The sequence below is a fragment of the Cupriavidus sp. MEYA8 genome (assembly GCF_059278825.1).
This window is the reverse complement of the sequence record NZ_CM181222.1, coordinates 621,782-648,283: the sequence shown is the minus strand read 5'-3', so window position 1 is coordinate 648,283 and position 26,502 is coordinate 621,782. Positions and strand designations below refer to the sequence as shown.

Here is a 26,502-nt window from a genome sequence, read left to right as displayed (position 1 = left end):
GAGAAGGAAATCATGGCGCCAGTGCAATTCCATCGGCTGCAGATCGCCGAAGTCATCACGGAAACGGAGCAGGCGCATTCGCTGGTCTTCGCGCTGCCTGACGGCTTGCGCGACGCCTTTGCCTACCGTCCCGGCCAGTTCCTGACGCTGCGCGTGGCCGTCGACGGCGTGCCGCTGCAGCGCTGCTATTCGCTGTCGAGCACACCCGAGGTCGACCACGCCTTGCGCGTGACGATCAAGCGGGTGCAAAGCGGGCGCGTCTCCAACTGGATCTGCGACCACCTCGGCGCGGGCGATACGGTCGAGGTGATGCCGCCGGCCGGCGTCTTCACCCCGCCCACGCTGCATGGCGATTTCCTGCTGCTGGCCGGCGGCAGCGGCATCACGCCGGTGCTGTCGATCGCGAAGGCCGCACTGCGCCAGGGGCGCGGCGCGGTGACGCTGGTCTATGCCAACCGCGACGAGCGCTCCGTCATCTTCCGCGAGGCGCTCGGCGAGCTGGCGAACAGCCACCCCGGCCGGCTGCGCGTGATCCACTGGCTGGACAGCGTGCAGGGGCCGCCGACGCAGCGCCAGGTCGAGGAACTGGTGCGGCCGTGGAGCCTGGCCGAGTGCTTTGTCTGCGGGCCTGGTCCATTCATGGACGCGGCGCAGGCGGCGCTGCAGCAGCTTGGCGTGCCGCGCGGCAAGCTGCATGTGGAGCGCTTCGTGTCCCTGCCGGATGTGGCAGCGGCCAAGACACCGGCGGCGCCTGTCCCGAACGAGCCCGCCGCCATGCGCGGCGCGGCGCTGACCGTGCAGCTCGACGGCGCAGCCCACCAGCTCAATGTCGCGCCCGACGAGACGGTGCTGGATGCGCTGCAGCGCGCCGGCGTCGCCGCCCCCAGTTCCTGCCGTGCGGGCCTGTGCGGCGCCTGCATGTGCCAGGTGACGCAGGGCGACGTGACGCTCGGCGAAAACCACGTGCTCGATCGCGCCGACCTCGACGCGGGCTGGACGCTGGCCTGCCAGGCGCGCCCCGCGAGCGACGAACTCCACCTGAAGTTCCCGGATTGACATGACCCCATCTGACACCATCGACGACATTGCGGTGCTGGCCGGCCAGGACGCCCAGGAAGCCGCCGCCAACGAGGATATCGCTGCCACCATTCCCGAGCTGGTGCGGCGCGCGGCGCTGCGCCACGGCGAGCGTATCGCCATCCAGGAGGACGGGCTGCGCCTGAGCTACGCCGCGCTGGATGCCTGCCGGACCGAAGCGGGCCGCGCGCTGATGGCGCTCGGCGTGCAGCCGGGCGACCGCGTTGCGGTTTGGGCGCCGAACTTCTCGGAATGGATCATCGCGGCGCTGGCCACGCACAGCGTGGGTGCCGCGCTGGTGCCGCTCAATACGCGCATGAAGGGCGCCGAAGCCGGCGCCGTGCTGGCCGACAGCGGCGCTCGGCTGCTGGTCTGCGTCGACGACTTTCTCGGCGAAAGCTATCCGCAGATGCTGGCGCCACATCGCCCAGCCACGCTGGAGCGGCTGGTGATCCTGCGGCCGGGGCAGGGCAGGGCGCTGGGCGACGGCGAGCTGGCGTGGGATGGCTTCCTTGGACTGGCGCAGCAGGTGGACATGGCGGCGTTTTCGCAGCGCGAGGCCGGGGTGCGCGGCGACACGCCGATGGACATCATGTTCACCTCGGGCACCACCGGGCGGCCCAAGGGCGTGATGACCGCGCACGCACAGAACCTGCGCGCCATCGACGGCTGGGCGGCGATCACGGGCGTGCGCGCCGGGGACCGCTACCTGATCGTCAATCCCTTCTTCCACACCTTCGGCTACAAGGCGGGATGGCTTGCCGCCTTGTCGCGCGGGGCCACGGTGCTGCCGCACCTGGTGTTCGATGCCGAAGCCGTGATGACGCGCGTGGAGAACGAGCGCATTACGGTGCTGCCGGGGCCGCCGACGCTCTACCAGACGCTGCTCAACGCGCCGCGGCTGCGCGAGTTCGACCTGTCATCGCTGCGGGTTGCGGTGACCGGCGCCTCGGCGATCGCGCCGGTGCTGATCGAACGCATGCGCGAGGAACTGGGCTTTGACACCGTGATCACCGGCTATGGCCTGACCGAATCGTGCGGCTTTGCCACGCTGACCCGCGCCGGCGACGATGCCGAAACGGTGGCCGGCACCTCCGGCCGCGCCATGCCGGGGATCGAGCTGCGCTGCGTCGACGCGCAGGGGCGGCCGGTCGCGACCGGCGAGCCGGGCGAGGTGCTGGTGCGCGGCTACAACGTGATGCAGGGCTACTTTGGCTTGCCGGAGGCGACCGCCGAAGCCATCGACGCCGACGGCTGGCTGCATACCGGCGATGTCGGCACGCTCGATGCGCGGGGCTACCTGCGCATTACCGACCGCATCAAGGACATGTTCATCGTCGGCGGCTTCAACTGCTATCCGGCGGAGGTGGAGAAGCTGCTGACGGCCCACCCGGCGGTGGCCCAGGTCGCGGTGGTGGGCATGCCGCATGAGCGGCTGGGCGAAGTGGGGCGCGCCTACGTGGTGCTGCGCCATGGCGCACGCCTGGATGCCGAGACCCTGATCGTCTGGGCGCGCAGGCACATGGCCAACTACAAGGTGCCGCGCGAGGTGCTTTTCGTCACATCGCTGCCGGTGAGCGCGGCGGGCAAGGTGCTGAAGTATCAGCTGCGTGAAGCCTGATCAACGGAGATTGAATATGACCGAGATTGCCGGCATTGCCGACCGCCTTTCACGGCTGGAAGCCGCGGATGCGATCCGGGCGCTTAAGCTGCGCTACCTGCGGGCGTGCGATGACAAGGATCCGGAAGCCATGCGGGCCTGCTTCGTGCCGGACAACGCGCATATCCACTATGACCGCATTGGCAGCTTTGCCGGGCGTGATGCGCTGGTGCAGTGTTTTGCGGAGCTGGCTTGCCGGCCTACGCTGCGGGAGATGCATTTTGCCGGGCAGTCGGAGATCCGGGTGCTGGATGAGGCGTCGGCGCAGGGTAGCTGGGATCTGGCGTATCTGGCGCTGGATGACGTCAACGGTTCGCGCACGTTCCTGACCGGGCGCTATGCGGATGAGTATGTGCGGATCGATGGGGTGTGGTTGATCCGGTCGACGGAGTTTACGACGGCGTTGCTGTCGCAGGGCAGCTAAAACCTCGCTTGTTTGCTCCCCTCTCCCACTGCGCGGGAGAGCGGAGCGTATGCGTGGGGCGTTGGCTAGCCCAGGCCCTACTCCACGATCGCAGGATGCACCGCCGGCGGACCGCCCAGCACCTCCCGGTACGAAGGCGGCTGCACCCCCTGCGCATCGACAATCCCATACCCCAGCGCGGCCTCCGCCGCGATCAGCACCTGGCCGGATTTCTCCATCAGCCCGGGATCGCGATACAGCGCCGCAATGACTTTCCCGGTGAATTCAGGGGTCTCCGCCACGGTGGCGAACGATGCGTACTTGTCGGGATGCTGTTCCCACACGCGCTGCGTGCGCGCGGTGCGCAACGGCCCCATCCACACCGAGACCGCCGCCACGCCGTGCGGGCGCAGGTCGACCGCCATGTCATGGGCAAACTTGTCGATGCCGGCCTTCTGCGCCCCATACGCCGGGCCATGCATATAGCAGTTGGCGCCAAACGACGACGTGAACACGATCAGCCCCCGCCCGCGCGCCGCCATCATCGGCGCCGCATGCCAGCTGGCCACGTAGCCCGAGCGCAGGCCAACGTCGAGAATCCCGGTCATCTCCAGCGGCTTCTGCCAGAAGGGGCCGGGCATGATGAGTTCGTCATGCAGGAAGGTGGCGTTGTTGACGAGGATATCGATCCGCCCGATCTCCTCGCGCACGCGCACGAACAGCTGCGCCACCTGCGCATCGTCGCGATGATCGCAGGCGACCGCGATGCCGCGACCGCCCAGCGCATCGATCTCGCGCGCCGTGGCGTGGATGGTGCCGGGCAGCGGCGCGCTGCCTTCCTGCTCCGTACGCCCGGTCACGTACACCGTGGCACCGGCAGCGCCGAGCGCCAGCGCAATGCCCTTGCCGGCACCACGAGAGCCGCCCGTGACGACCGCGACGATGGGCTGTTCCGTCTGCTTCATTTCTGTCTCCTGTATCAGTGATATGCGGGCGCCGTTGGGGCCGCCCGTCCTCGTCGAAAGCTTGGGGCGGGCGAGGCACCGCTACATCCTTCGTTCGGACTAAACGGCATCCGTACCGGTTACTACACGCGGACGATGGCCGGCTGCGCGGCAGGGTTGACGATAGTCGCCATCCCAACGACCGGTCGCGCATCCTGCCCCGGCCGGTCACAACCAAGGAGTGAGCCTGGCCATGTCCGATCTGGAGCACAAGCAAGCCATTCACGCGCTGACCTGCCGCTATGCGCAGGCGGTGGACCGGCGCGATTTCCCGCGCCTGGCGGATCTGTTCACTCCCGATGCGCGGCTCACCGGGCCAGGCTTCTGCATGGACGGACCGCAAGCGATTGCCGAGGGCATGTCGGCACTCGGCAAGTACAGCGCCACGCAGCACCACATGCACCAGCAATTGGTTGAGCTCGATGGCGATGCCGCCACCGGCGAAACCTATTGCGTCGCCAACCACTTGTATGAGCAGGACGGCATGCAGCGCAAGCTGGACTGGGGCATCCGTTACCAGGACCGCTTCGAGCGATGGCAGGGCCGGTGGCGCATCGCAGCGCGCGAGCTGGTGGTCGACTGGACGCAGGACCTGCCGCTGCGGGGGGGCATGATGACGACGAATCGTGTACTGGAAGGGAAGACCGCCCTCGTTACCGGCGGCGCGGGCGGCATCGGTGCGGCCAGCGCGCTGGCGCTGCTGCGCGACGGCGCGGCGGTAGTGCTGATGGGGCGGCGCCGCGAAGCGCTGGAAGCAGCACGGCGCGACCTGCTTGCGCAAGTGGCCGGCGCCGCGGTTGAAATCAACGTCGGCGACGCATGCCGCGAGGCGGATGTGCAGGCCGCGCTGCGGCAGGCCTGGGAGATGGAACGCCGCCTCGATATCGTCGTGGCGACGGTCGGCGGCGGCGGCTTCCGTCCCATGCTGATGCATGACACCGCGTCACTGATGGCGGAGCTGGGGCTGAATATCGCCAGCGCCTTCCTGGCGATCCGTCACGCCTCGCCGCTGATGGCGCCGCATGGCGGCGCGATCGTCTGCATTTCGTCGAACGCGGCGCGCATGACCTGCCGCTGGCTGTCGGGGTACTGCGCCGCCAAGGCGGGCCTGGAAGCCTTCGTGCGCGCGGCGGCCGAGGAACTGGCCGGCTGCGGCATCCGCGTCAATGCGGTGCGCCCGGGCCTGACCCGGTCCGGCGCGACCGGGCCGATGTTCGACAACCCCGCCATGCTCGACAAGTTCGTCGCGCAGATGCCGCTCGGCCGCGCCGGCGAACCGGACGACATTGCCAGCGCGGTGCGCTACCTGGCTGGGCCGGAATCGGGCTGGGTCACCGGCCAGAGCATTGCCGTCGATGGCGGCAGCGAGTTGCGCGGCAATCCCATCCTCGACGAAACCGTGGCGGCGGTGTACGGCGAAGCCGCGCTGCACGCGGTGCTGGCCGGCAGGATTCCCGACGCCGCGTGAAGCGGACCACACAAGGAGAGAGAAGATGGATCAGGTCAAGGGCAAGGTCGCGCTGGTCACCGGCGCGGCCAGTGGGGTAGGGCGCGCCGACGCGCTGCTGCTGGCTGCGCAAGGCGCGCGCGTGGTGCTCAGCGACGTCAATGAGGAAGCCGGGCAGGCGCTCGCCCGCGAGATCGGCGATGCGGCATTGTTTATACGCCACGACATCGCCAGCGAAGACGACTGGCGCAAGGCCGTGGCCGCGGCACAGGACCGCTTCGGGCGGCTCGATGTGCTGGTCAACAATGCGGCCATCTGCCCGCCGGGATCGATCGAGGAAACCTCGCTCGACTGCTGGCGGCAGGTCATGCGCGTCAATGCCGACGGGTATTTCCTCGGCTGCAAGTTCGGCGTGCAGGCGATGAAAGGCAATCCGGCCGGCGGCTCCATCATCGTGATGTCGTCCGTGGCAGCGCTGGGCGGCTTGCCGATGATGTGCGCGTACAGCGGCGCGAAAGGCGCCGTGACAGCGCTGGCGCGCAGCGTGGCCGTGCACTGCAAGCGCAACGGCTATCGCATCCGCTGCAACTCGATCCACCCCGACGGCATCTGGACACCGATGACGCAGGCGCTGGTGCCGGATCTTGACCCGGTGGCGCTGGGCATCGGCACGGACCCGATGGCACGCATGTGCCAGCCGGAGGATGTGGCCAACCTGGTGCTGTTCCTGGCTTCGGACGCATCGCGCTTCATCAATGGCGCGGAACTGCGCATCGACAACGCGCAACTGATCTCGGGGCTGTAAGACCCGCCGCGGCGGCCTGCGCGGGCCGCCGCGGTGCCGCCTTTAGCTGTACTGCGCCACGATTTCGCTCACCGTGCGCAGGATGTCGCGGCGGCGATAGCCGAGCAGGACAGTCTCGGCCGCGTCCGGCTCGTAGTAGAGCGTGTTGCCCCGGCCGAAGCAGATCGCCGAGTCAGGCAGCAACGGGTGCTCCTGGTCGATGACCGGCGGTACCGGGCGGCCGGCATCGCGGAAGAATGCGCCGAAGTATTCCTGGAAGGTCAGGTTCTCGTCGCCCACGAGGTAGGCCTTGCCATTCTCGCCGCGCAGCAAGGCACCTTCGATCGCTTCGGACAGCGACATGGCCGAGATGAAGTTGACGCCGCCCGGCGGCGCGAAGTCCGGCATCGGCGCAAAGCCGCCCCTGGCGTAGTCGGTATAGGCCTTGAACATCGGAACAGTCAGGCCCGGCACCGTGCCCACGACGAACGGGGCATTGACGCTGCTGACGCGGAAGGCAGCCGTCGCCAGTGCGCGCACGCCTGCGTCGGCCAGCTTGCGCGAGCGGATATAGGCGTTGTCTTCGGCCAGTTGCGGTGCCGCCTGCGGATAGAAGCTGCCGACGTGCACCGCGACCCGGATGCCGGCATCGCGCGCGGCGCGGAAAAAACGCGGCACGCCTTCGACGTTGGCGCGTTCCCAGTGTGCCGCTTCGTCGCCGCCAGGCGGGACGTGGCGCACATCGTTGCCGGCGGCGAAAACCAGCGCATCGAAGGCACCGAGCTGCGCCGCAGGCAGGTCGTTGGCGATGTAGTCGCAGCGCAGGAAGTCCAGCCCGCCCAGCGGCGTTCCGGGGGCGGGTCGGTTGCGGCCCGCGATGGTGACTTCGTGCCCGCGGCTGCGCAGGTGCAGGGCCGCGTGGCCCCCGATCATGCCGGCGCCGCCGACGATCAGTATCTTCATGCTTGTCTCCTTGGTTGGATGGTGTGGCCGGGTGGTGTGGCTGCGTGGCGCCGCCATCAGAGGTTCATGCCGTTGCCGCCGATGACCGGCATGTTGGTCCACGCGCCCTGCGGATCGCGGTACCAGCCGGCGGCGGCCAGCGCGCCGCCGTTGACATGCAGCGCCGTGCCGGTGATCCAGGCGGCGCGCGGGCTGGCCAGGAACAGGATGCCGTCGGCGATGTCCTGCGGCGTGCCGAAGCGGCCCAGCGGGATCCAGCGCGGGATATGGTGCTGGTGCTCCGCGGCGACCATCTGCGATACGGGGACCTGCGGCGTTTCGGTGGTTTCGGGGGCGATCAGGTTGACGCGGATGCCCGCGGGCGCCAGCTCCAGCGCCAGGCTCTGCGTGAAGCCGGTGATGGCGGCCTTGAAGGCGCCGTAGACGCTGCAGTACGGAATGCCGCGGAAGGCCTCGATCGACGACACGCTGACGATGCTGCCGGCTTCACTGCGCCGCAGCAGCGGCAGCATGGCGCGCGTGACGGTGAAGACGTGGCCGAGGTTGGCCGCGTAGAGGCTGGCAATCTCGGCGTCGTCATAGTGCTCGAACGGCTTGGCGATGCGCAGGAAGTCGCCGACGTTGTTGACCAGCACGTCGAGCCGCCCGAACCGCTGTTCGAGCTGCGCGGCCAGTTCGCGTACGGTGCCGGCGTCGGCGGCGTCTCCCTGTACCACCAGCACATCGGCGCCGGCCTTGCCCAGCAGCGTGTGGGCATGGTCGGCGCGCTGCGCGTCGATCTCGATGATCGCCACGCGCGCGCCCTGGTCCAGAAAGGCTTGCGCGGTAGCGAGCCCGATGCCGGCGCCGCCGCCGGTGACCAGCACGGTCTTGTCGGTGAAATCCATCTCGGTTGCTCTCCTTCGGTTGCACTGCGGGAATGCGCGCATTTGATCCGCGGCTGGCGGGACGAACATCGTCCGATTGCAGGTCAGGGAAAACACCGAGGGCTGCGCATTGGCGGGCAACGGGCGGGCAGCATCCCTATAATCTGCGCTGCCTCCAGGTGCCGCAGAGCGCCGGCAGGCACACACGTGGTGTGGAAACAGGAGACAAGGTATGTTGATGGCGACCGTTGAGGCGCAGGAAATGGCGTCGCCTTTGCTTGCGCAGTCAGGCCTGAGCGTCACGCAGTTCGGCGCGCTGCTGGCCGCGGTCTATGAAGGGCCGATGGAACCCGTGCCCTGGGGCCGCGCGCTCGAAATGCTGCGCAAGCAACTCGATGCCAGCTATGTGAGCTTTATCCTGCGCTCGCCCGCCAGCGACCGCAGCGGCCTGGCGGTGCATGCATCGGCGCACGGCACCTCGCTGGAGGCAGAGGCTTCCTACAACAGCTACTACTACGCGATCGATCCGTTCATCAACCTGCCCACCGACCGCGCGGTGACGGTCGACGAGGCGCTGGGCGCGGGCAACTGGTGCCGCAGCGAGATCTACCGCCAGTTCCTGCAGCCGCTAGGCATCCGCTACCTGCTGGGCGCGGACATTCGTACCGAGGACGGTGTCGAGTGCCGCCTGCGCATCTGCCGGCAGGACGACACGCAGGATTTCTCCGAAGTGGACAAGGCGGCCTGTGGCGCCATCCTGCCGCACCTGAAGCGCGCGATCCGGCTGCATTCCCGGCTGGACGTGGTCGAATCCGAGCGCTCGCTCTATGCGGGGGCGATCGACCGCATGCTGGTGGGCATGGTGATCCTCGACGCCTCCGGCACGATCCTCAAGAAGAATCCCGAGGCCGACGAGATCCTGGCGGAGAACGACGGCATCCGCCTCAACGGGAACATCTTCGAGATTGCCTACGCCCAGGAGAGCCGCAAGTTCCAGTACCTGCTGCGCCGCGCGCAGATGGGACACCACGGCAGCGCGCCGGCACTGGCCGAAGCCATGTCCATCACCCGCCCGTCCGGGCGCGGCAAGCTCGGCGTGCTGATCCGCACCATCCCGCTCAGCGAATGGTCCGAAGAAAACCGGCACCGGCCAGCGTGCGCGGTCTTTATCCGCGATCCCGAGCGCAAGTCGCGCGCCTCGCACGAGGTGGTGCGCAAGCTGTTCGACCTCACCCCCGCCGAAACGGCGCTGGCACTGGTGCTTGCCGACGGCATGACCCTTGACGAAGCCGCGGAGGCATTGGGTACCAGCAAGAACACGGTACGCGCCCACCTGCGCGCGATCTTCTCCAAGACCGGGGTCACGCGGCAGGCCACGCTGGTGCGCATGCTGCTGAGCAGTGTCGTGACGCTCGGCTGAGCGCCAGCGTGTCGTCCTCCCTCTAGTCCGACTGGAGGATGATCGCCGCCATCCACGCGCCTAGCATGCACAGGACCAGCGGGCGCGGCAGCCGGATGGCACGTCATGCGGACGCAGCGAGGCATGGGTTCCGCAATCAATCCGGTTCCGCGCACGCTTCAACCTGTCCGGCCACGGCCGGCAACTTTACCAGGGAGCGTGGAGCATGGAAAAAGTCATCTATATCGTCTGGCGCGATCCGCGGAACGAGCCGGCGGAGTTCGCGCGCCGGTTGCGCACGACGCTGGCCGACAAGCTGCTGGCGCTGGGCGCGCGCGGATTGCAGGTCAACGTGGCGGATGACGCCGTGCTGCCTGCAGCGGGCCTGCGGCAGACGAACACCCGGCCGCAAATGGAAGGGCTGGTCTCGCTCTGGATCGACAGCGCCGTCGACCGCCTGCGCCAGCCGTTCGACCAGGCGGTCGAGGCCGCGGTCGGCCGCATGGCAGCGTACCTCGTCACGGAGTCCCAGCCGATCCGCAATACGCGTTTCCCCGTCGCGACGGGGGAGCGCACCCCCGGCTTCGCGCAACTGGCCTTCCTGACGCGCCCGCCGCGGCTCACGCCGCAGGCGTGGCTGGATACCTGGCACAACCATCACACCCAGGTGGCGGTCGAGACCCAGGACAACTTCCTGTACGTGCAGAACGTGGTGGTGCGGCCGCTCAGCTACGCCGCGCCACCTTGCGACGCGATCGTCGAGGAATGCTTCCCCGACGCGGCAATGACCGACCCGCAGGCGTTCTTCGACGCCGTCGGCGATGAAGAGAAGTTCCAGCGCAACCTGCAGGCCATGATGGCCAGCTGCCAGCGCTTCATCGACTTCGACAGGATCGACGTGGTCCCCACCAGCCAGTACGTCGTCCGCCCCGCCAGCGCCTGAATCCGGCCCCGGATCGGCTAGTCCCACTGGACGATGTGCCGGGTGGCCGCGCACGGAAGAATAGGTCTCATCAGCCAGCAGTGGCAACGAACAGAGGAGACCGGCATGTTGGATATCCGTGCGCTTGGCTACATCGTGGTCGAGTCCACCGACCTGGAGCGGTGGCGGCACTATGCCGGGCAGGTGCTGGGCATGGCCTGCTCCGGCGCCCCGGGCGGCGCGCTGTACGTGAAGATGGATGAGCGCGACTACCGCTACCTGGTGGTGCGGGGCGCGCGAGACCGCTATCTCGCATCGGGTTGGGAACTGGCCGACGAGCTGGCCTATCGCCATGCGCTCGACACGCTGCGGCATGCCGACGTCGAAGTCGTGCACGCCAGCCCCGCGGAGCTGGCACAACGCCGCGTGCAGGCCATGGCGTGGTTCACCGATCCGTCGGGCAACCGCCACGAGATTTCATGGGGCATGCGCTCGGACTTCCTGCGCTTTGTCTCGCCGGTCGGCGTGCCGCGCTTCATCACCGACCCGATGGGCGCCGGCCATACCGTGCTGCCCGCGCCGGCCTTCGACCAGACCTACGCCTTCCTGCGCGACGTGATGGGCTTCGGCCTGTCCGACATCTACCGCGTGCGCTTCAGCGGCGATCCCGATGAGCCGGAGAAGCGCATCCACTTCCTGCACTGCGCCAACGGCCGCCACCACAGCCTGGCGATCTTCGAGATGCCGTCGGAAGCCGGCTGCATCCACGTGATGGCCGAAGTGCCCGACATGGCCGAGGTGGGGCGCGCGCTCGACCGCGTGCACCAGCACGGCGTGAAGCTGTCCGCCACGCTGGGCCAGCACTGCAACGACCGCATGACTTCCTTCTACATGAAGACGCCGGGCGGCTTCGACCTCGAATACGGGCACGGCGGACTGGTGGTGGACTGGGGCCACCACGCCGCCTACGAAGCCACGCGCGTCAGCCTGTGGGGACACGACTTCAGCATCGGATACCGCTAGACACCATGACCAAGACAATCGACAAGACCATGAGCGCGGCCGACGTGGTCGGCCAGCTCGCCGATAGCATGACCATCGGCATCGGCGGCTGGGGCCCGCGCCGCAAACCGATGGCGCTGGTGCGCGAGATCCTGCGCTCGCCGCTGAAGGACCTGACCCTGGTCGCCTATGGCGGCCCCGAGGTCGGCATGCTGTGCGCGGCCGGCAAGGTTCGCCGGCTCGTGTTCGGCTTTGTCTCGCTCGACGTGATCCCGCTCGAGCCATATTTCCGCCAGGCGCGCGAGCGTGGCTCGCTGGAAGTGACCGAGCTTGACGAAGGCATGTTGCAGCTCGGCCTGCGCGCGGCGGCGGCGCGGCTGCCGTTCCTGCCGACGCGCGCATCGCTGGGCACCGACGTGCAGGCGAGGAATCCGCAGCTGAAGACCGTGCGCTCGCCCTATGCCGATGGCGAGGTGCTGCTGGCGATGCCGGCGATCGAACTCGACGCGGCGCTGCTGCATGTGAACGAGAGCGATGTGCTCGGCAACACCCGCATCGACGGCCCCGATCCGTTCTTCGATGAGTGGTTCGCCCGCGCCGCGCGGCGCTGCTATGTGAGCTGCGAAACGCTGCATCCGCGTCTTGAAGAGGAGGACCTGGCCCACGCCCGCAGCAACCCCTTCGAACGCTCGCTGGTAACGGGCGTGGTGCACGCGCCCGCCGGTGCTCATCCCACCTCGTGCGCACCCGCCTATGGCTGGGACCTGCCGGCGCTGAAGGCGTACTGTGCCAGCGCCGAGGCCGAGGATGACGGCTTCCGCGCGTACCGCGACGAGGTGGTGGGCGCCAGCGAAGCGGCCTACCTGGAGCGCATCGGCGGCCTCGGCCACGTGCACGACCTGCCGCTGCCCGTCCTTTGAACCGCCGTCTGAACCCGCCAACCCAAGGAGCGACCGTGAGCGCCACTTATGAATTCACCCGCGCCGAGCTAATGATCGCCGCCGCCGCCCGCGCCTGGCGCGACGACGGCGAGGTGCTGGCCACCGGCATCGGCACCGGCCCGCGCATCGCCGCCGGCCTGGCGCGGCTTGCGCACAACCCAGGGCTGCTGATGACCGACGGCGAGGCCTACCTGGTGGAGACGCCGGTGCCGCTGGGTCCGCGCGAGGCCGGCTACAAGGTCCGCGCCAGCGGCTGGATGGGCTATTCGCGCGTGTTCGACTGCCTGTGGGGCGGGCGCCGCCACGCGCTGGTGATGCCGACGCAGATCGACCGCTTCGGGCAGGCCAATATTTCCTGCCTGGGCGGCACCCATGCGCAGCCTAAGACGCAGCTGCTCGGCGCGCGCGGTTTCCCGGGCAACAGCATCCACCACGCAAACTCCTTCTTCGTGCCGGGGCACAGCACGCGCGCGTTTGTCGGCGGCGAAGTCGACATGGTCTGCAGCGCCGGCTACAACCCGGCGCGCCAGATCGAAGGCATGCGCAGTTTCGTCGACCTGCGCGTGATCGTCACCGACCTGTGCGTGATGGATTTCGGCGGGCCTGCCCATGCCATCCGCGTGCGCTCGCTGCACCCGGGCGTGAGCTTCGAGCAGGTGCAGGCGGCGACCGGCTTTGCGCTGGCAAACGCCCCCGGCGAAGCCTTGCCGGAAACGGCGCCACCGACGCCGGAAGAGCTGCGGCTGATGGCCCGGCTCGATCCGCACAACCTGCGCGCCACGATCGTGCGCGGCAACCCTTCCGGACGCGCGTGAAACTGACATGACATCGCCTGCCATCGAACCCATCAGCCTGGGCCCGAACGCCGAGGTGCTCTACCAGGTTACGGACGGCATCGCCACCGTGACCCTGAACCGGCCGCAGTTCCACAACGCCCAGAACTCGAAGATGACGTATGCGCTGGACGAGGCCTATCGGCGCGCTTCCGCCGACGACGCGGTCAAGGTCATCGTGCTGCGCGGCGCCGGCAAGCACTTCTCCGCGGGGCACGACATCGGCACGCCGGGGCGCGACATCAACGAGTCGTTCGAGCGCGCCTCGCTCTGGTACGACCACGTCAACAAGCCCGGCGGCGAGTTCCTCTATGCGCGCGAGCAGGAGGTCTACCTGGGCATGTGCCGGCGCTGGCGCGAATTGCCCAAGCCGACCATTGCGATGGTGCACGGCGCCTGCATTGCCGGTGGCCTGATGCTGGCCTGGGTGTGCGACCTGATCGTGGCCTCGGACGATGCCTTCTTTGCCGATCCGGTGGTGCGCATGGGCATCCCGGGCGTGGAGTACTTCGCGCATGCCTACGAGCTGCACCCGCGCATCGCCAAGGAGTTCCTGTTCCTGGGCGAGCGCATGGGCGCGCAGCGCGCCGAGCGCATGGGCATGGTCAACCGCGTGGTGCCGCGGGATGCGCTGGAGGACACCGTCTACGGCATGGCCGCCAGGGTCGCGCAGATGCCGCGGCTGGGCCTGACGCTGACCAAGCAGGCGGTCAACCATGTGGAAGACCTGCAGGGCAAGCGTACGGCGATGGATGCGGTCTTTGCCTGGCACCACTTCGCGCATGCGCACAACGAGCTGGTCAGCGGCGACAAGCTCGGCGGCTATGACGCGCGCGCCATGGCGGCGTCGCAACGCAGCGGCGGCGAGGAGAAGGCATGAGCACCGGCATGAGCAACGCGAGCCTGCACACAGTGCTTTGCGACCTGCTGGGCTGCCGCTACCCCATCGTCCAGACCGCGATGGGCTGGGTGGCGGACGCGAAGCTGGTCGCCGCCAGCGGCAACGCCGGGGCCTTTGGCTTCCTGGCCGGCGCAACCATTCCGCCCGGCGAGGTCGAGCAGGAGATCCTGCGCGTCAAGGCGCTCAGCGACCGGCCCTTCGGCATCAACTTCCACATGTTCCAGCCGAACGCGGACGAAGTGATCGAAATGGCGATCCGCCACCGGCTGCGCGCGGTCAGCTACGGGCGCGGCCCTGACGCGAAGATGGTCGGCCGGCTCAAGGCGGCGGGGATCGTCTGCATGCCGACGGTCGGCGCCGGCAAGCATGCGGCCAAGGCCGTGGAGATGGGTGCGGACGTGGTCACCGTGCAGGGCGGCGAGGGTGGCGGCCATACCGGTGGCACGCCGACAACGCTGCTGCTGCCGCAGGTGCTGGACAGCGTCAGCGTGCCGGTGGTGGCCGCGGGCGGCTTCTTCGACGGCCGCGGGCTGGCCGCCGCGCTGGCCTATGGCGCGGCCGGCGTGGCCATGGGCACGCGCTTCCTGATGTCGGCCGAATCGCCGGTGCCGGCGCAGACGCTGGAGCGCTACGTCAAGGTGCGCGACCCGGGCCGGATCCGCGTGTCGCTGGCCATTGACGGGCTGCCGCAGCGGATGATCGACAACACGCTGCTGCTGGAACTGGAGAAAGCCGGCCCGTGGCGGCGCACCTGGCTGGCGCTGTCGGCCGCGCGCAAATGGCAGGCGCGCACCGGCATGCGCAGCGCACAGATGCTGGCGACTGCGTGGCGCGCGATGCGCGAGCAGGACTACAGCGCCGCGCAGACGCTGATGGCCGCCAACGCGCCGGTGCTGATCCAGCGCGCGATGGTGGAAGGGTGTCCGGATGAAGGCGTGTTGCCCAGCGGGCAGGCAGCGGCGGTAATCGGCGCGATCGAATCGTGCGAGCAGATCGTTTCCGGCATGGCCGCGCAGGCGCAGGCACGGCTCGAGGCGCTGGCAGGAGCCGGACTGGCTGCAGCGGCCTGACCTACAGACAGAGGAGACCATGCAAATGAACCACAAGACCGGGCCGTTCCGCATCGACACCGCCGACGGCATCGCCGAACTGGTGATCGACCATCCGCCCGTCAACGCGCTCGACAACGCCGGCTGGCACGCGCTGGCGGCCGCCATTGATCGCCTGGGCGCGGACCCCGCCGTGCGCGTGATCGTACTGCGCGGCGAAGGGCGCGGCTTCTGCGCGGGCGTCGATATCAAGGAGCTGTCCGCACACCCCGAGCGCATCGTCGAGGTCAATGCCGGCAACTACGCCACCTTCCGCGCCGTGCACCGCAATCCCAAGCCGGTCATCGTGGCCGTGCACGGCTTTGTGCTCGGTGGCGGCATCGGCATCTGCGGCGCCGCCGACATCATCGTCGCGTCGGATTGCGCGCGCTTTGGCGTGCCCGAAATCGACCGCGGCGCCATGGGCGGCGGCGCGCACCTGCAGCGCATGTTCGGCGTGCAGAAGGTCAGGGCGATGTACTTCACCGGCGAGATGATCGATGCCGCCGAAGCGTACCGGCTCGGCGCGGTCGAGCGCGTGGTTTCGCGTGTCGAGCTGCGCGACGCGGGCATGACCCTGGCCCGCCAGATCGCCGCCAAGAGCCCTGCCATGCTGCAGCTCGCCAAGGAAGCGCTCAACGGCGTCGAAGACGGCAACCTGGAGGACAAGTACCGCTGGGAGCAGGGCTTCACGCTGCAGGCCTATATGAGTGCGGATTCCGGCGAGGCGCGCGCCGCTTTTGTCGAACGGCGCGAAGCCAGCTTTTCACAAGGGGCGCGCGATGCAGCTTGAATACACCGACGCCCAGCGCGCCTTCCGCGCCGAGGTGCGCGACTGGATGGCCGCGCACGTACCGCGTTCGCCGCTGGCCAGCTTCGACACCGGGGAAGGCTTTGCCCAGCACCGCGCCTGGGAAGCCACCCTCAACCAGGGCCGCTGGAGCATGGTCACGTGGCCGGCCGAACTGGGCGGGCGCGGCTGCGACCTGATCGAGTGGCTGATCTTCGAGGAGGAGTACTGGCGTGCCGGCGCGCCGATGCGCGTCAACCAGAACGGCATCTTCCTGCTCGGTCCGACGTTGATGGAGTTCGGCACCGCGGCGCAGAAGGCGCGCTTCCTGCCGCGCATGGCCTCCGGCGAGCATATCTGGGCGCAGGGCTGGTCCGAGCCAAACGCCGGCTCCGACATGGCCGCGATCCGCTGCAGCGCGATCCGCGATGGCGATGACTATGTGATCAACGGCCAGAAGATCTGGTCGACGCGGGCGGTTTGGGCGGACTGGCTGTTCGGGCTGTTCCGCACCGACCCGGCCTCGACGCGCCACCACGGGCTGACCTTCGTGCTGGTGCCGCTCGATACGCCGGGCATCACCGTGCGCCCGATCCGCCAGCTCAACGGCCAGACCGGCTTTGCCGAGATCTTCTTCGACGACGTGCGCGTGCCGGTGGAGAACCGGCTGGCCGCGGAAGGCGCCGGCTGGCAGGTGGCCATGGCCACTGCCGGCTTCGAGCGCGGACTGATGCTGCGTTCGCCCGCCCGCTTCCAGGAGACCGCCCGCGCGCTGGTCAGGCTGTACCAGGCCAACCGCGATGCGGCTGACCGCGACCCCTCGCTGCGCGACGCGGTGCTGCGCGCATGGATGGATGCGGAGGCCTACACGCTCTCGACCTACGCCACCGCGAGCCGGCTGGTGCGGGGCGGCCCGAATGCTCATATCGGCGCGGAATCGAGCACGAACAAGGTGTTCTGGTCCGAGCTGGACATCCATATGCACGATACCGCGCTGGCCATCCTGGGGCAGGCCGCAGAAGTCGCGCCAGCGGGCCAGCCGCCGGGTTCTCTCGGCCACTGGCTGGATGGCTTCCTGTTCTCGCAGGCCGGGCCGATCTATGCCGGCACTAACGAGATCCAGCGCAACATCGTCGCCGAGCGCCTGCTTGGCATGCCGCGCGCATGACGGCACCCGGGGGAAACACCATGGATTTCGCATTGACCGAAGAGCAGGAACAGTTTGCCGAGGCGATCCGGCGCTTCCTGATGACCGAGATGACGCCCGAGCTGACGCGCGAGCTGTGGAGCACCGGGACCGGCCGCTCCGACGCGCTGTGGCGCCAGCTTGCCGACCAGGGACTGACCGCGCTGATGGTGCCGCAGGAGCAGGGCGGGCTGGGGCTGGGCGAGGTGGAATGGGCGCCGCTGGCGCAGGCATGCGGCTACTTCGCGCTGCCTGAGCCGCTGCTCGACACCGCGCTGGTGGCAACCGGCCTGCTGCGCGATGCACTGGCGCTCGGGCCACACCCGGCGCCCCACGCGGCGGCGCGCGAGCGCTGCGCCGCGCTGCTGGAGCGCATCGCCGGCGGCGATGCCCGCGTGGCGGTCGCGCATCCGCAGGAGCGGCTGGTGGCCGACGCCCATGTCGCCGACGCCATCCTGTGCGCGCATGAAGGCACGGTCCACCTGCTGCGGCCAGCCCAGGCCACGCTGACGGCGCGCAGCGGCCTCGATCCGTCGCGCCGGCTGTTCGAGCTGGCGTGGACGCCGGCCCCTGACACTGAGCTGATCCCCGCCGGCACTGGCCTGTGGGACATGGCACTGAACCGCGGCGCGCTCGGCGTGGCCGCGCAGCAGATGGGCCTGACGCAGCGCATGCTGGACCTGGCGATCGACTACAGCGCGCAGCGCAAGCAGTTCGGCAAGGCCATCGGCGCCTACCAGGCGGTCAAGCACCTGCTGGCCGACGTGGCGATCCAGCTCGAGTTCGCCAAGCCGGTGCTGCTGCGCGCCGCCGCGGCGCTGGCGCATGGCTTGCCGCACGCAGGAATGCATGTCTCGCATGCCCGCGTCGCGGCCGCGCGCTGCGCATGGACCGCGGCACGCCAGGCCATCCAGGTGCATGGCGCGATGGGCTACACCTGGGAGCTGGACCTGCAGATCTTCACCAAGCGTGCCTGGGCCCTGGCGGGAAGCTGGGGCGACCGCGCCTTCCACAAGGCGCGCCTGGGCGCGCACATCCTGGACGGCGAGCATGCCCTCGGCGCCGGCGCCACGTTTGCCTGAATTGCCCGATCCCAAGGAGAACCATGACCATGAAAGACGCCTATATCGTTGATGCCCTGCGCACGCCCACCGGGCGCCGCAAGGGCGGACTGTCGCACGTGCACGGCGCCGACCTGGGCGGCTTCGTGCTGGCCGAGCTGGTGCGCCGCAACGGCATTCCCGCGGAAGACTACGACGACGTTGTGTTCGGCTGTGTCGACACCATCGGCCCGCTGGCCGGCAATATCGCGCGCAGCGCGTGGCTGGCCGCCGGCCTGCCGCTGACGGTGCCGGGCGTGACCGTTGACCGCCAGTGCGGCTCGTCGCAGCAGGCCGTGCACTTTGCCGCGCAGGCGGTGATGAGCGGCACGCAGGACGTGGTGATCGCGGGCGGCGTGCAGACCATGACGCAGATCCCGATCTCGTCGGCCATGCTGGCCGGGCAGGCGCTGGGCTTTGCCGATCCGTTCTCGGGCAGCAAGGGCTGGCAGGCGCGCTTCGGCGATGCGCCGGTGTCGCAGTTCCATGCCGCGCAGCGCATTGCCGAGCACTGGAAGCTGTCGCGCGAGGCGATGGAAGCCTATGCGCTGCAAAGCCACCAGCGCGCCGCGGCCGCGATCGAGGGCGGCCGCTTTGCCCGCGAGATCGTGCCGTGCGAGGGCGTGAAGCATGACGAGACGCCGCGCCCCGATACCACGCTGGCCAGGATGGCCGCGCTGGAGCCGCTGATGCCGGGCAGTGCGCTGACCGCCGCGGTGTCCAGCCAGACCGCCGACGCCGCCGCCGCGCTGCTGATCGTTTCCGAAGACGCGCTCAAGCGCTACCAGCTCAAGCCGCGGGCGCGCATCGCGCATATGAGCGTGATGGGCGACGACTCGCTGTGGATGCTGACGGCGCCGATCCCCGCGACCAAGCGCGCGCTGGAGCGCAGCGGCTTGCGCCTGGCGGATATCGACGTGGTCGAGATCAACGAAGCCTTCGCCTCGGTGGCGATGGCCTGGCTGGCCGAGACCGGCTACGCGCCCGAGCGCACCAACCCCAACGGCGGCGCGATCGCGCTGGGCCACCCGCTGGGCGCCACCGGCGCGCGCCTGATGACCACGCTGCTGCACGAACTCGAACGCACCGGCGGCCGCTACGGCCTGCAGACCATGTGCGAGGGCGGCGGGCTGGCCAACGTCACCATCATCGAACGGCTGTAAGGAGACCGCCATGGGAATCTGCGACGGACGCACTGTCATCATCACCGGCGCCGGCGGCGGGCTGGGGCGCGCCTATGCACTGGCCTTCGGCGCCGAGGGCGCTAATGTGGTCGTCAACGACATCCGGCGCGAGGCGGCCGAGGCGGTCTGCGCGGAGATCCGCGCAGCCGGCGGCAGTGCGCTGGCCAGCGATGACGACATCACGCAGCTGGCCACCGCGCAGCGCATCGTCGATGCCGCGGTCGAGGCCTTCGGCGAGGTGCACGTGCTGGTCAACAACGCCGGCATCTGCCGCGACCGCATGTTCGTCAGCCTGACCGAGGCGGACTGGGACGACGTGATGCGTGTGCACCTGCGCGGCCACTTCTGCCTGGCCAACCTGCTGGCCAGGCGGTGGCGCGATGCGGCCAAGGCCGGCCGCGCCGTCGACGCGCGCATCATCAACACCAGCTCCGGCGCGGGCCTGCAGGGCTCGGTCGGACAGTCCAACTACGCCGCCGCCAAGGCCGGCATTGCCGCGCTGACGCTGGTGCAGGCCGCCGAGCTGGGCCGCTATGGCATCACCGCCAACGCGCTGGCGCCGGCCGCGCGCACCGGCATGACCGAGCAGGTGTTCGCCGCCATGATGAAGGCGCCGGAAGGCGGCTTCGACTACTACGATCCGGCCAACGTTGCGCCGCTGGTGGTGTGGCTCGGCAGCGCGGACTCGGCGCAGGTCAACGGCCGCATGTTCGAGGCGGCCGGCGGCATGGTGTCGCTTGCCGATGGCTGGCGCACCGGGCCGAAAGCCGACAAGGGCGGGCGCTGGCAGCCGGCAGAAGTGGGCGCGGCGGTGGCCGGACTGCTGGCGCAGGCGCAGCCGCCGCAGGCGGTCTACGGCACCTGAGCGCGACGGCCATGGACTTCTCTCATTCCGTGGAATTTGGCGTCGAACACCAGATGGTCCGCGACAGCGCGCGCGACTACCTCGCCGTGCACAGCGATTCGGCGGCGGTGCGGCGCGCGACCGAGGCGGGTCCGGCGCACGATGACGCGCTGTGGCGCGCAATCGCGGGCGAGCTTGGCTGGTGCGGCATCGCGTTGCCCGAAGCGGTGGGCGGCGCCGGCCTGGGCGCTCCCGGGCTGGTGCTGCTGCAGGAGCAACTGGGACAGCGCCTGGCTTGCGTGCCGTTCTGGTCGACGGCGTGCGTGGCGGCGCCGTGGCTGCAGGGCAGCGTCGGCCACAGCGCGCAGTGGCTGGAACGATTGGCTGCTGGCGAGTGCCGCGCCGCGGCAGTGCTGCCGGACGATGGCGGCTGGCACTACGACGGTGTCGCGATCACCGCGCAGGCAGGCGCGGACGGCTTCGTGCTGCGCGGCAGCGCCGGCCAGGTGGCCGATGCCGCTGGCGCCGACTGGTTGCTGGTGCCGGCACGGCTCGATGACGGCTCGCCCGCGCTGTTCCTGCTGGAACCCGCTGCGCTGGCGCAGGATGTGCGTTTCGTGCTGGCGCCGCTGGACACGCTCGACCGCACGCGGCCGCTGGCATCGCTGCAGCTGGACGGCCTGTCCGTTGCGCCAGGTGCCTGCCTGGTACGCGGGAACGACGCGGCGCAGGGCCTGGCCCGGGCCTGGTGGCACGGCAAGCTGATGCTGGCGGCGGAGCAGCTCGGCGCGGCCCAGCAGTGCCTGGACCTGACCGTCGCCTATGCGTCGGAGCGCATCCAGTTCGGCCGCGCCATCGCTTCGTTCCAGGCGGTCAAGCACCGCTGCGCGCAGATGATGGTGCTGGTCGAGGCCGCGCGCTCGGCGGTGTATGGCGCGGCGCAGGCGTGGGAATCGGAGCCTGCCGACCAGGCCCGCCTCGACATCGCCGCCGCTTCCGTCGCGGCCGACGATGCCCTGCGCTTCTGTGCGCAGGAGGCCATCCAGCTGCATGGCGGCGTTGGCTTTACCTGGGAATATGACCCCCAGCTCTATTTCAAGCGCGCACAGGCTGCCGGCCACTGGCTGGGCGGCGCCCGGGCAGCGCTCGCATATCTCGCAGACCATGGCCCGCAAGCCTGGAGGACAGCATGAGCGCGCATGAAGAGCAGGCATTCCGCGCCGAGGTGGCGCAGTGGATGGTCGCCAACCTGGCCGGCGAGTTCGCCTGCCTGAAGCACCGCGGCGGCCCCGGCGACGAAGAGGCCTTCCCCGAACTGCGCAAGGCGTGGGAACGGCGCCTGGCCGAGGGCGGCTGGACCGGGCTGGGCTGGCCGCGCGCGCATGGCGGGCGCGAGCTGCCGGTGATGCAGCAGGTGATCTTCCACGAGGAATACGCGCGCGCCGGCGGCCCGGGCCGCATGGGTCATATCGGCGAAGGGCTGATTGGCCCGACCCTGATCGCCTTCGGCACCGCGGACCAGAAGGCGCGCCTGCTGCCCGGCATCCGCAACGGCACCACATTCTGGTGCCAGGGCTATTCAGAGCCCGGCGCGGGCTCGGACCTGGCCAATGTGCGCACGCGCGCGGTCCGCGATGCCGCCAGCGGCGACTGGCTGGTCAGCGGCCAGAAGGTGTGGACCTCGCTCGCGCACGACTCGGACTGGATCTTCGTGCTGGCGCGCTGCGAGCCCGGCTCGCGCGGTAGCAAGGGGCTGGTGTTCCTGATGCTGCCGCTGGGCCAGCCCGGCATCGAGATCCGCCCGATCCGCCAGATGGGCGGCGGCGCGGAATTCAATGAGGTTTTTTTCGACGGCGCGCGCGCCGCGGCCGCCGACGTGCTGGGCGAGCCCGGCGACGGCTGGCGCATCGCCATGGCGCTGCTCGGCTTCGAGCGCGGCATCTCCACGCTCGGCCAGCAGATGCAGTTCACGCATGAGCTGGAATGGGTGGCGCAGGCCGCGCGCGACAACGGCAGCAGCCGCGACGCGCTGGTGCGCCAGCGCATCGCGCGCGCCTGGGCCGGCCTGCGCGTGATGCGCGCCAATGCGCTGCGCATGCTGGCCGGTGCGGCGCAGGCCGGGCAGGACGGCGGCACTGCCTTGCAGCGGGAGGCGCTGATCTACAAGTACTACTGGTCCAACTGGCACCGCGACCTTGGCCAGCTCGCGCTGGACGTGCTGGGCCCGCTCGCCAACGTGCTCGACCCCGGTGACACGCGCCGCACCCGGCTGCAGCAGATGGCGCTGTTCTCGCGCGCCGACACCATCTACGCCGGCACCAACGAAATCCAGCTCAACATCATCGCCGAACGCGGGCTGGGCATGCCGCGCGAGGCCCGAGGACAGTCATGACCCTGAACACCGAAGCTCCCGCAGTGCCGGCCTATGTGCCCGGCCACCAACTGCTCGCCGGCAAGAGCGTTCTGATTACCGCCGCGGCCGGCGCCGGCATCGGCTTTGCCGCCGCGCGCCGCTGTGCGGAGGAGGGCTGCCGCGCGCTAATGATTTCCGATATCCATCCGAAGCGGCTGGACGAGGCGGTCGAAAGCCTGCGCGCGGAAACCGGCCTGCAAGCCATTCACGGCCAGCTGTGCGATGTGTCCGACGAAGCGCAGGCACGCGCACTCGTGGCCGCTGCCGAGGAAGCGCTCGGCGGTACCGACGTGCTGATCAACAACGCCGGCCTGGGCGGCTCGCGCCGCCTAGTTGATATGGACGATGCCGAGTGGTCGCGCGTGATCGATATTTCCCTCACCGGCACCTTCCGCATGACGCGCGCGATGCTGCCGCATATGCAGGCGCGCCGGCGCGGCGCCATCGTCAACAACGCGTCGGTGCTCGGCTGGCGCGCGCAGAAGGAGCAGTCGCACTATGCCGCGGCCAAGGCCGGGGTGATGGCGCTGACGCGCTGCAGCGCGATGGAGGCCGCGGAATTTGGTGTGCGCATCAATGCCGTGGCGCCGAGCATCGCGCTGCACGACTTCCTGAAGAAGTCGGCGCCGGCGGACCTGCTGCGGCAACTCAGCGAACGCGAGGCGTTCGGGCGTGCGGCGGAGGTGTGGGAGGTGGCCAATGTGATGGTGTTTCTGGCTAGTGACTATGCGTCGTACATGACGGGGGAAGTGTTGCCGGTGAGCAGCCAGCGGGCCTGAAAGGCTGAAAGTTGGTGCCGGCGGTATGCGAAAGCGTTGGGGCTAGCCACCACCCCTCGCAGGCGCTCCCCTCTCCAGCGCGCGGGAGAGGGGAGCAAACCAGACGGGAGTGATGGACTCGTCGGCAAGTCAGGCCGCCATGGTGAAGAAACACAGGAAACAGCAATGCCAAGAATCTTCCGTTCAGCCGAAGACATCCACGCCGCTGTCGGCCAACCCCTCGGCGAAAGCGCCTGGACGCGCATCACCCAGGACCAGGTCACCCAGTTCGCCCACGCCACCGGCGACCACCAGTGGCTCCACGTCGACCCCGAACGCGCCGCGCAAGGTCCCTACGGCGCCTGCATCGCCCACGGCTACCTGACGCTAGCGCTGGTCAACCAGTTCCTGCCCGAGCTGGTCACCGTCGAAGGCATGAAGTTCGGCGTCAACTACGGCTGCGACAAGGTGCGCTTCCCGGCCCCGGTGAGGGTGGGCGCCCGCGTGCGCGGCGTGGGTGAGTTGATACGAGCCGAGCCGTTGCAGGGCGGCGTGCAGTCGGTGGTGCGCATGACGGTGGAGATTGAAGGCGAAGCCAAGCCCGCCTGCGTGGCCGAGACGATCAGCCGCTACTACTTCTGAAACAGGAATCCAGCATGAATGAAGCAGTCATTGTCGCCGTCGCGCGCACCCCCATCGGCAAGGCGTTCCGTGGCGCCTTCAACGATACCGAAGCCCCGGTGCTGGGCGGCCACGTGGTGCGCGCGGTGGTCGAGCGCGCCGGCGTGGACCCGGCCGAGGTGGACGACGTGCTGATCGGCGCGGCCGCGCAGCAGGGCACGCAGGGCTACAACCTGGGCCGCCTGTGCGCGGTCGCGGCCGGCATGCCGGACAGCGTGCCCGGCATGACCATGGACCGCATGTGCGGCTCGGGCCTGATGACGATCGCCGCGGGCGCCCGTGCGATCCAGTGCGGCGAGGCCGGCATCATCGTCGCCGGCGGCGCGGAGTCGATCTCGCTGACGCAGAACAAGCATAAGAACGGCTACCGCGCCCAGTCCGAAGCGGTGGTGGCGCGCCAGCCGGCCGCCTACATGGCGATGATCGAGACCGCCGAGGTGGTGGCGCGCCGCTACGGCATCAGTCGCGCCGAGCAGGATGCCTACGCCTGGCGCAGCCAGCAGCGCACCGCCGAGGCGCAGCGGCGCGGCGCCTTCGACGACGAGATCGTGCCGCTGGCAACGCGCCGCGCGCTGTTCGACAAGGCCGGCGCACTGGCCGGGCACGAGACCGTAACGCTGGCGCAGGACGAATGCAACCGGCCCGATACCACGGCTGCAAGCCTGGCTGCGCTCAAGCCGGTCTGGAGCGGCGGGCAGGCGGTGGCCGAGGGCGAGCACATCACCGCCGGCAATGCCTCGCAACTGTCTGACGGCGCCGCCGCGGTGCTGCTGATGAGCGCGGACGAGGCGCGCCGCCGCGGCCTGCGCCCGCTGGGCCGCTATCGCGGCATGGCGGTGGCGGGCTGTGCGCCGGACGAGATGGGCATCGGTCCGGTGTTTGCCGTGCCGAAGCTGCTCGCGCGCCATGGCATGACGGTGGCGGATGTGGGCCTGTGGGAGCTGAACGAGGCCTTTGCCTGCCAGGTGCTGTACTGCCAGCGGGAGCTGGGTATCCCGGATGCGCGGCTGAACGTGAATGGCGGCGCGATCTCGGTTGGGCATCCGTTCGGCATGTCGGGCGCGCGCATGACTGCGCATGCGCTGGTCGAAGGGCGTCGCCGCGGCGTGCAGCAGGCGGTGGTGACGATGTGCATTGGTGGCGGGATGGGTGCTGCGGCGCTGTTCGACGTCCTGTAGCAAACATTCAGCTTATGGAAGCAGCCCCGGCACGGACGGCCCGCCACGAGGCCACCTGCCACCGCTCCACACGGAGGACACATCATGAAACGACTGATCGGCCTCGCCATATCGCTGGCGGTGCTGGCCACCGCGGTCTGGGCCTTCGCGCCGCGCCCGCTGCCGCCGTTCCCGGCCACCGCACTGCGCGCCGACGGCCTGCAGATCAACGGCATCGCCCGCGCCGGCGAGCGCCTGGTGGCCGTGGGCGAGCGCGGCAAGATCCTGTTCAGCGATGACCGGGGCGGCGACTGGCGCGTGGCCGCCGTGGACAAGCCCCAGGGCGCCACGCTGACGCAGGTGGCCTTTGCCGACAGCCGCCATGGCATCGCCGTCGGCCACAGCGGCCTGATCCTGCGCACGGAAGATGGCGGCACGCACTGGCAGCAGGTCGCCTTCGACGCGAAATCGTCCGACCCCTTGCTGGGTGCCCTGGCGCAACGCAACGGGCCGTGGTTCGCCGTGGGCAGCTTCGGGCGGTTCCTGGTCTCGCGCGACCAGGGCAGGCATTGGGAAGAGGCCGCCCGCAATGCCAACTCAGCCATGCAGGACCGCCATCTCAACGCCATCGCCGGCGACGGGAACGGACGCCTGATGCTGGTCGGCGAAGCCGGGCTGGTGCTGCGCTCCACCGATGGCGGCAGCCGCTGGGAGCCAGTCAAGACCCCCTATGAAGGCTCGCTGTACGGCGTGCTGCCGCTGCGCGACGGCGCCTGGCTGGCCTTCGGCATGCGCGGCAATGCGCTGCGCAGCGACGACTTCGGCACCACCTGGCAGGCCGCGGAAACCGGCTTGCGGACCTCGTTCTTCGGCGGCGCCGAATTGCCCGATGGCCGCATCGTGCTGGCCGGGCAGGGCGGCACGCTGGTGATGTCCGCGGATGGCGGACGCCACTTCGCGCCGTTGCCGGCCGGCAGCCCGCAGACGCTGGCCGCGCTGGTGCCTGCCGGCACGGACAAGTTGGCGCTGGGCGGCAGCAGCGGCCTGGCCGGCGCGACGCTCGCCGCAAATCGCTGAACCCCCGGTTGAACCCCCGCCT

The 26,502-nt window shown here is 69.5% G+C and carries 26 protein-coding genes and 1 pseudogene; 24 read left to right on the top strand and 3 right to left on the bottom strand.

All coding sequences use genetic code 11. The features are described 5' to 3' along the window. Positions 1–12: 12 nt before the first annotated feature. From AC5WJ1_RS20040 to AC5WJ1_RS20030, 3 genes are read left to right on the top strand one after another with little or no spacing between them, the layout of a single operon-like run. The gene (locus tag AC5WJ1_RS20040) at positions 13–1,056 is read left to right on the top strand and encodes a ferredoxin--NADP reductase (RefSeq protein ID WP_135703601.1); all 1,044 of its coding nucleotides are present in this window, start codon (positions 13–15) and stop codon (positions 1,054–1,056) included. A 1-nt stretch (position 1,057) separates the two neighbouring features. Continuing rightward, positions 1,058–2,698 (top strand): FadD3 family acyl-CoA ligase, encoded by a 1,641-nt coding sequence (locus AC5WJ1_RS20035; protein WP_135703602.1) that lies wholly within the window; start codon positions 1,058–1,060, stop codon positions 2,696–2,698. Between the two features lie 16 nt (positions 2,699–2,714). Then, on the top strand, positions 2,715–3,161 hold the full coding sequence (locus tag AC5WJ1_RS20030) for a nuclear transport factor 2 family protein (protein ID WP_135703603.1): 447 nt from the start codon (positions 2,715–2,717) through the stop codon (positions 3,159–3,161). Between the two features lie 77 nt (positions 3,162–3,238). Here AC5WJ1_RS20030 and AC5WJ1_RS20025 read toward each other — a convergent pair whose 3' ends face one another. Next, positions 3,239–4,105 (bottom strand): SDR family NAD(P)-dependent oxidoreductase, encoded by an 867-nt coding sequence (locus tag AC5WJ1_RS20025; RefSeq protein ID WP_135703604.1) that lies wholly within the window; start codon positions 4,103–4,105, stop codon positions 3,239–3,241. Positions 4,106–4,337: 232 nt separating this feature from the next. Here AC5WJ1_RS20025 and AC5WJ1_RS20020 point away from each other — a divergent pair. The 3 genes and pseudogenes from AC5WJ1_RS20020 to AC5WJ1_RS20010 form a co-directional block, all read left to right on the top strand. Then, a pseudogene (locus AC5WJ1_RS20020) lies at positions 4,338–4,751 on the top strand (nuclear transport factor 2 family protein); the annotation flags it as partial. A gap of 6 nt (positions 4,752–4,757) precedes the next feature. Then, positions 4,758–5,612, top strand: coding sequence for an SDR family NAD(P)-dependent oxidoreductase (locus tag AC5WJ1_RS20015; protein WP_431189873.1), 855 nt, complete (start codon positions 4,758–4,760; stop codon positions 5,610–5,612). 25 nt (positions 5,613–5,637) lie between these two features. Continuing rightward, positions 5,638–6,396, top strand: a complete 759-nt coding sequence (locus AC5WJ1_RS20010) for an SDR family oxidoreductase (protein ID WP_133094840.1) — start codon at positions 5,638–5,640, stop codon at positions 6,394–6,396. A 42-nt stretch (positions 6,397–6,438) separates the two neighbouring features. Here the strand turns inward: AC5WJ1_RS20010 and AC5WJ1_RS20005 are convergent, their stop codons facing one another. Both AC5WJ1_RS20005 and AC5WJ1_RS20000 read right to left on the bottom strand, forming a co-directional pair. Then, complete coding sequence (locus AC5WJ1_RS20005) at positions 6,439–7,338, bottom strand: NAD-dependent epimerase/dehydratase family protein (protein ID WP_135703607.1); 900 nt, start codon at positions 7,336–7,338, stop codon at positions 6,439–6,441. 56 nt (positions 7,339–7,394) lie between these two features. Next, positions 7,395–8,225 (bottom strand): SDR family NAD(P)-dependent oxidoreductase, encoded by an 831-nt coding sequence (locus AC5WJ1_RS20000; protein WP_135703608.1) that lies wholly within the window; start codon positions 8,223–8,225, stop codon positions 7,395–7,397. A 211-nt stretch (positions 8,226–8,436) separates the two neighbouring features. Here AC5WJ1_RS20000 and AC5WJ1_RS19995 point away from each other — a divergent pair, with 211 nt between their 5' ends. From AC5WJ1_RS19995 to AC5WJ1_RS19910, 18 genes are all read left to right on the top strand, one after another. Beyond that, on the top strand, positions 8,437–9,624 hold the full coding sequence (locus AC5WJ1_RS19995; protein WP_133094843.1) for a helix-turn-helix transcriptional regulator: 1,188 nt from the start codon (positions 8,437–8,439) through the stop codon (positions 9,622–9,624). Positions 9,625–9,829: 205 nt separating this feature from the next. Continuing rightward, positions 9,830–10,546 (top strand): EthD domain-containing protein, encoded by a 717-nt coding sequence (locus AC5WJ1_RS19990; protein ID WP_135703609.1) that lies wholly within the window; start codon positions 9,830–9,832, stop codon positions 10,544–10,546. 105 nt (positions 10,547–10,651) lie between these two features. Then, the gene (locus tag AC5WJ1_RS19985; RefSeq protein WP_135703610.1) at positions 10,652–11,548 is read left to right on the top strand and encodes a VOC family protein; all 897 of its coding nucleotides are present in this window, start codon (positions 10,652–10,654) and stop codon (positions 11,546–11,548) included. Between the two features lie 5 nt (positions 11,549–11,553). After that, positions 11,554–12,447: a CoA transferase subunit A gene (locus tag AC5WJ1_RS19980; RefSeq protein ID WP_135703611.1), complete on the top strand. Its 894-nt coding sequence runs from the start codon at positions 11,554–11,556 to the stop codon at positions 12,445–12,447. Between the two features lie 35 nt (positions 12,448–12,482). Then, a complete protein-coding gene (locus AC5WJ1_RS19975) occupies positions 12,483–13,283 on the top strand; it encodes a CoA-transferase subunit beta (protein ID WP_135703612.1) in 801 nt (266 codons plus the stop codon). A gap of 7 nt (positions 13,284–13,290) precedes the next feature. Continuing rightward, positions 13,291–14,181, top strand: a complete 891-nt coding sequence (locus tag AC5WJ1_RS19970) for an enoyl-CoA hydratase (protein WP_135703613.1) — start codon at positions 13,291–13,293, stop codon at positions 14,179–14,181. Positions 14,182–14,189: 8 nt separating this feature from the next. Next, positions 14,190–15,272, top strand: a complete 1,083-nt coding sequence (locus AC5WJ1_RS19965) for an NAD(P)H-dependent flavin oxidoreductase (protein WP_135704008.1) — start codon at positions 14,190–14,192, stop codon at positions 15,270–15,272. 19 nt (positions 15,273–15,291) lie between these two features. Continuing rightward, entirely contained in the window at positions 15,292–16,083 is a 792-nt protein-coding gene (locus AC5WJ1_RS19960; RefSeq protein WP_135703614.1) for an enoyl-CoA hydratase family protein, read from the top strand. Then, positions 16,073–17,248 (top strand): acyl-CoA dehydrogenase family protein, encoded by a 1,176-nt coding sequence (locus AC5WJ1_RS19955; RefSeq protein ID WP_135703615.1) that lies wholly within the window; start codon positions 16,073–16,075, stop codon positions 17,246–17,248. Before AC5WJ1_RS19960 ends, AC5WJ1_RS19955 begins: the two co-directional genes overlap by 11 nt. 20 nt (positions 17,249–17,268) lie before the next feature. After that, positions 17,269–18,348 (top strand): acyl-CoA dehydrogenase family protein, encoded by a 1,080-nt coding sequence (locus AC5WJ1_RS19950; protein WP_135703616.1) that lies wholly within the window; start codon positions 17,269–17,271, stop codon positions 18,346–18,348. Between the two features lie 29 nt (positions 18,349–18,377). Continuing rightward, a complete protein-coding gene (locus tag AC5WJ1_RS19945) occupies positions 18,378–19,529 on the top strand; it encodes an acetyl-CoA C-acetyltransferase (protein WP_494476968.1) in 1,152 nt (383 codons plus the stop codon). Positions 19,530–19,539: 10 nt separating this feature from the next. Beyond that, positions 19,540–20,415 carry an SDR family oxidoreductase gene (locus tag AC5WJ1_RS19940; protein ID WP_135703617.1) on the top strand — a complete coding sequence of 292 codons (876 nt, stop codon included), beginning with the start codon at positions 19,540–19,542 and terminating at the stop codon, positions 20,413–20,415. An 11-nt stretch (positions 20,416–20,426) separates the two neighbouring features. Continuing rightward, positions 20,427–21,587 carry an acyl-CoA dehydrogenase family protein gene (locus AC5WJ1_RS19935; RefSeq protein ID WP_135703618.1) on the top strand — a complete coding sequence of 387 codons (1,161 nt, stop codon included), beginning with the start codon at positions 20,427–20,429 and terminating at the stop codon, positions 21,585–21,587. Then, a complete protein-coding gene (locus AC5WJ1_RS19930; RefSeq protein WP_135703619.1) occupies positions 21,584–22,786 on the top strand; it encodes an acyl-CoA dehydrogenase family protein in 1,203 nt (400 codons plus the stop codon). The genes AC5WJ1_RS19935 and AC5WJ1_RS19930 overlap by 4 nt, the downstream gene beginning before the upstream one ends. Next, positions 22,783–23,586, top strand: coding sequence for an SDR family oxidoreductase (locus AC5WJ1_RS19925; RefSeq protein ID WP_135703620.1), 804 nt, complete (start codon positions 22,783–22,785; stop codon positions 23,584–23,586). The genes AC5WJ1_RS19930 and AC5WJ1_RS19925 overlap by 4 nt, the downstream gene beginning before the upstream one ends. A gap of 165 nt (positions 23,587–23,751) precedes the next feature. After that, a complete protein-coding gene (locus AC5WJ1_RS19920; protein WP_135703621.1) occupies positions 23,752–24,207 on the top strand; it encodes a MaoC family dehydratase in 456 nt (151 codons plus the stop codon). 14 nt (positions 24,208–24,221) lie between these two features. Continuing rightward, positions 24,222–25,424 carry an acetyl-CoA C-acyltransferase gene (locus AC5WJ1_RS19915; RefSeq protein ID WP_135703622.1) on the top strand — a complete coding sequence of 401 codons (1,203 nt, stop codon included), beginning with the start codon at positions 24,222–24,224 and terminating at the stop codon, positions 25,422–25,424. A gap of 84 nt (positions 25,425–25,508) precedes the next feature. Then, positions 25,509–26,480 carry a WD40/YVTN/BNR-like repeat-containing protein gene (locus AC5WJ1_RS19910; protein ID WP_135703623.1) on the top strand — a complete coding sequence of 324 codons (972 nt, stop codon included), beginning with the start codon at positions 25,509–25,511 and terminating at the stop codon, positions 26,478–26,480. The last annotated feature ends 22 nt before the right edge of the window (positions 26,481–26,502 follow it).